The 1943-nt window shown below is 49.7% G+C and carries 1 protein-coding gene; it reads left to right on the top strand.

The window, feature by feature from the left end:
* On the top strand, positions 1 to 1741 hold a 1741-nt coding region (locus tag F6K53_RS38760; RefSeq protein WP_293085177.1), incomplete at its 5' end, for an efflux RND transporter permease subunit.
* Positions 1742 to 1943 lie beyond the last annotated feature (202 nt).

The raw sequence follows: 1943 nt of genomic DNA, 5'->3' as shown, positions 1-1943 counted from the left end.
GTTTACTGGTACTATTGGTGTCACGGTAATTTTGGCACTGTTAAGCTCTCTTGCTCTATCCTTAACGGTAATCCCAGCCTTGGTCGGGAAACTACACCGCTGGGGGAACGCACCAGTGATAGGAAGCTGGTGGCAAACCGGTTTTTCTCATCCCCGTCTGACCCAAACCTATGGTTGGGTTCTGGATAAAATCTTCGCACGACCAGTTATAGGGGTAGTGCTAACCCTGATTCTGCCGATTAGTGGCTTCTTAGTTGCTCCCAATCTAGAGCAACAGTTCTTTCCCCCCACAGACCGGGAACAGTTCTACATTGAATTCGAGCTACCGACCCAAACGTCCCTAGAGCAGACTCAAACTAATGTCGTCAAAGCACGGGAACTGATCCGCAACCACCCCGAAGTGGTAGACGTACATTGGTTTATGGGTAAGAGTGCTCCTCAGTTTTACTACAACGTCATTGCAAATCGAGAAAATTCAGCCAATTATGCCCAAGGTTTGGTACAACTACAACCATTAGTCGCATCCCGTCCATTAATCCAAAGCTTGCAGAGTGAACTGAATCAGGCATTTCCTGCAGCCCAAGTCCTGGTGCGACAAATCGAGCAAGGACCTCCCTTTGATGCTCCCATTGAACTACGGCTTTACGGTCCACAGCTCCATCGTTTGCGGGAATTAGGTAACCAGATCCGTGCAGAACTAGCTCAAGTTCCTGACGTGATTCACACCCGAGCTGACTTAACCGAAGGGCTACCCAAATTAGCTTTAACCATTGATGAAGAGCAAGCCCGACTGGCAGGAATTGACAAAACTGAGATTGCTCAGCAACTCGACACCAGCTTAGAAGGTGCTGTGGGAGGCTCAGTGTTGGAGGTTACGGAAGAACTACCGGTACGTGTGCGCTTGTCAAATCCGAACCGGTCTAACCTAAATCAGATTGCTTCCCTCAACTTGCTTCCAAACAGCAACACTGGTGATAATCGTGAGCGTATTCCCCTCTCTGCTTTAGGGGATATTAAACTTATCCCCGATTTAGCCACTATTTCCCGACGCAATGGACAACGGGTGAATACAGTACAGGGATTCATCACCGCTGGGGTGCTGCCTGCTACAGTTCTCGACAATTTCAAACAGCGCTTGAGTACCTTCGAGCTACCTCCAGGCTATTCCTACGACTTTGGAGGTGAAGCGGACGAACGTAGCAGTGCTGTCAGCAATCTAGTCTCTACCCTTGGGGTATTAATGATTCTGATGGCCGCAACCTTAATACTAACCTTCGGTTCCTTTAGACTAGCAGGGATTATTGGCCTAATTGCCGTGTTTTCAGTGGGTTTAGCCCTAGGTTCCCTGTGGTTATTCGGTTATCCCTTCGGATTCACGGCTATCCTGGGCACTATCGGTTTATTGGGAGTAGTGGTAAATGACTCTATTGTAGTACTAACTGCTCTCCATCAAAACCCCCGTGTTCGTGAGGGAAATCGACAAGCAACACGAGACGTAGTGATTCATTCCACTCGCCATGTCATCGCCACCACCATTACCACCATGATTGGCTTCAGTCCCCTGCTCTTGGAGAAGAGTGGTTTCTGGCCTCCACTGGCCATAGTTATCATTGGCGGCTTAGGTGGCGCGACCCTGATGGCACTATCCTTTGTGCCCTGTGCCTATTTACTGCTCAAGCGCAGAAAACATAAAAGGGCTTACACAAATCGCCCCTTGCTTAAGGCTCAAACCTTTAACTGATGCCTCCCACACCTGCGACACTCCGGGTGCATCTAACTTTTGCTGTTTGACCCGGTGGGTGGAACGGGCATCTTGCCCGTTACAATCGGACGGACTATTCCAACCCTGGCCTTCAGAGGTTGAACATGAGGGCAAGCCCAAAGGTGGTGCGTTACGGGGCGGACTATTCCAACCCTGCTACGAGGGGAAAAATCAGGGCAAG

Source organism: Moorena sp. SIO4A1, from assembly GCF_010672065.1.
Taxonomy (GTDB): Bacteria; Cyanobacteriota; Cyanobacteriia; order Cyanobacteriales; family Coleofasciculaceae; genus Moorena.
This window is presented reverse-complemented; position numbering and strand designations above follow the sequence as displayed.